General features: G+C 61.2%; 3 protein-coding genes. All 3 read right to left on the bottom strand.

Translation table 11 applies throughout. The features are described from left to right. Positions 1 to 708 (bottom strand): IS1249 family transposase (locus tag AB5164_RS01010; RefSeq protein WP_368142240.1); only part of this gene is annotated, 708 nt, incomplete at its 3' end. Between the two features lie 312 nt (positions 709 to 1020). Further along, positions 1021 to 1797 carry a hypothetical protein gene (locus tag AB5164_RS01015; protein WP_368142241.1) on the bottom strand — a complete coding sequence of 259 codons (777 nt, stop codon included), beginning with the start codon at positions 1795 to 1797 and terminating at the stop codon, positions 1021 to 1023. A gap of 312 nt (positions 1798 to 2109) precedes the next feature. After that, positions 2110 to 3008, bottom strand: an 899-nt coding sequence (locus tag AB5164_RS01020) for an O-acetylhomoserine aminocarboxypropyltransferase/cysteine synthase family protein (RefSeq protein WP_368147731.1), incomplete at its 5' end; no start/stop codon positions are given.

Below are 3008 nucleotides of genomic sequence, written 5' to 3' on the forward strand. Positions count from 1 at the left end.
GTAGACCCTCCTGCCGTCCACCACGGTCCTGTCCTCCAGGAAGTCGGCCCAGAACCCGCACCAGTCGAGGTAGCGCTCGACCCAGATCTCGGCCTGGTGCAGCGCCTCGATGCCCATGAGGTCGCGCGCGATGAGGTAGAGCTCGCGCCCCGCCTGGAGCTTCGGCCGCGTCGTCGTGTAGCGCTTGACCTGCGAGAAGGCGTGGAAGGTGCACCTCTGGACCCTGGTGCGCGGCCAGGTCTCGCGCACGGCCTTGGCGAACCCGCTCCCGCCGTCGGTGACGACCACGTCGGGCGCCGGGATCGGCGCCATGAGGGCCGACCACGCCCTCGAGTTCTCCGACCTGGCCATGTACCAGGAGACCACCCTCTCGCCGCTGCAGCATATGAGCACGACGAGGTCGCGCGCGACCCAGATCCCGTCGACGTAGAGCACGCGGTGCAGCTCGCCGTCGGGGACGGGCATGGGCCAGACCTCCCAGAACTCGGCCGTCCTGCGCCTGAAGGACCGCCCGCCGCCCGGCATCGTGGCCTGCGAGTCCTTCGAGAGGAGCCACCCGAGGAACTCCTCGAGCCTCGTCGCCGTGTCGTCGTACCTCACCGTCGTCGACGCGCCGCAGGCCGTGCACCTCCACCGCTGGGACCCCGACGAGGTCCTGCCGTTGCGCTTGGTCCGACCGCCGCAGTAGGGGCAATAAACGGCCTTCATGGGCACCTCTTCCGAAATGGTATTTAACGGTTCCGGAAAAGGTTATCTACCTGCGGGAACGATGGGCAACCGGACACACATTCTGTCCGAGCGGTTAAAAGCGGCCACGGAATTTAAACGGCTGAAAAAGGGGCATCGACCTGCGCCGATGCCCCCAACGTGGACACACATTTTGTCCTATAAGCCTACGCCCAGCGTACCGCCACGGTAAGGGCTCTGTTAACTCAAACGCATACATAGAACGGACGTCCTTACGTTGCCCTAAAGCTCGGTAAAGACGCCCGTCCGCCAAATATCCGTGATGCAGAAAAATTACCAACCGGTGTAGTAATCGGTGGTTCCGGCAGCGCAGCCGGAGTCATAGACCTTGCAATCACCCTTGGAGCCCGTAAAGGTCGAGCCCTGGGCCATATCGCCCGCGGCAACAACGTAATAGCCGTCGGAATCGCGCCAGAAGCCCTCAGAATCCTGAGTCCATTCGCCCGTGCGATAGTGATAAAGCACATTGCTGCTGTAATAGGTCTCGCGGCGACCGTTGTAGTTATTGACACCCGCAGAGCGCGTCAGGCCCGATCCGTTCGCGTAGGACGCGGCAGACGCGTAGGACGGAGTGTAACCGGCGTTGTAGTACGAAGCCTGGGCGGCCTCGGCAGCCTCCGCCTCGGCGGCAGCAACCTCGAGCGCTTCGCGCTTGGCATCCTCAAGTGCAGTGCGCAGCTCATCGAGCTCGGTCGACTTCGCGTCGACCTCCTCCATCGTCAAAAGACTGCCCGCACCGTCGATACAACCCTGCAGTACAGCGCGCTCGTCATCGGTGGCATAGTCACCGTACATGTTCATGATGATCTGAGCACGCATCTCAAGGGAATCGCGCTTGGCCTCCATCGAGGCGTTCCACTCCTGCATGGAGCCAAAGCCGTCGCTGCGATAGTCGACGGGCTGCACCAGCGTCGCCTCGGACGGCGTGGATCCGACCGTGTCGGATAGTGTTGCCGCGTGGGCATCAGTTGCACCGGCGCCCGCCAAAAGTGCCACGATCAGAGCGGCGGAAAGGGCGGCGGCTTTCGGTTTTCGTGAATCGATCCTCATGTAGCTGGAAACCTCCGTAGTGCGTTTTTGCTGCGTTTGAGCTGCGTGTGATTCGATCGCGCTGCATAGTACCCCGAGCAAATCGCGACCTGCGGTTTTACTCAAAAGGCGCACGTCAATTGCGTAAAACTCACATCCTCTCAACAGGAGTTTTCCACAACTCGAATGCATAAAGCGTGTCAAAAACCCTGTTTTTGCGCCCTCTCTATGCAAAAAAGACGCCTGTGCAACCATTGTTCGCACAGGCGCCTTGAGCAGGCATTTTATGCAGTTATACCTATCGAGTCGCAAGGGGTCCTTGCACAAGTCGCCTTACTCGTCCAGCGCGGCGAAGGCCTGCTTCAGATCCCAAATGATATCCTCGGCGTTCTCGGTACCGATGGAAAGACGGATCGTGGAGGGCGTGATGTTCTGCTCGGCGAGCTCCTCGGCAGAGAGCTGGGAGTGCGTGGTGGTAGCCGGGTGCACGACGAGCGACTTGACGTCGGCCACGTTGGCGAGCAGCGAGAACACCTGCAGATGATCGATGAACTTCCAGGCGGCCTCCTGGCCACCCTTGATCTCAAAGGTAAAGATCGAGGCGCCGCCACGGGGGAAGTACTTCTGATAGAGCTCGTGATCGGGGTGCTCAGACAGGCTCGGGTGGTTCACCTTGGCGACATGGCTGTCACCAGCCAGGAACTCAACGACCTTCTTGGTGTTCTCGACATGACGGTCAACGCGCAGCGACAGAGTCTCGGTGCCCTGGAGCAGGATCCAAGCGTTGAACGGGCTGATGCAGGCGCCCTCGTCACGCAGCAGGATGGCGCGGACATAGGTTGCGAAGGCGGCGGGACCGGCAGCCTCGGCAAACGAGACGCCATGGTAGGAGGGGTTGGGCTCGGCGATCTGCGCATACTTGCCGCTCGCCTTCCAATCGAAGTTACCGCCGTCGACGATCACGCCGCCCAGCGAGGTGCCGTGGCCGCCGATAAACTTGGTTGCGGAGTGGACGACGATGTTGGCACCATGCTCCAGCGGACGGAACAGATACGGGGTGCCGAAGGTGTTGTCGACGACAACCGGTAAACCGTGCTTCTTGGCGATCTCGGAGATGGCGTCGATGTTGGGGATGTCGGAGTTGGGGTTGCCGAGCGTCTCGAGATAGATGACCGTGGTGTTGTCCTTGATGGCACCCTCGACCTCTTCCAGGTTATGGGCATCGACAAAGG

Origin of the sequence: Collinsella aerofaciens (assembly GCF_040915425.1) — a bacterium.
In the GTDB taxonomy this organism is placed as follows: domain Bacteria; phylum Actinomycetota; class Coriobacteriia; order Coriobacteriales; family Coriobacteriaceae; genus Collinsella; species Collinsella aerofaciens_BW.

Excerpts from the sequence above, each read along its gene's own strand:
- AB5164_RS01015 (WP_368142241.1), bottom strand. The coding sequence starts at position 1,797 with ATGAGGATCGATTCACGAAAACCGAAAGCCGCCGCCCTTTCCGCCGCT.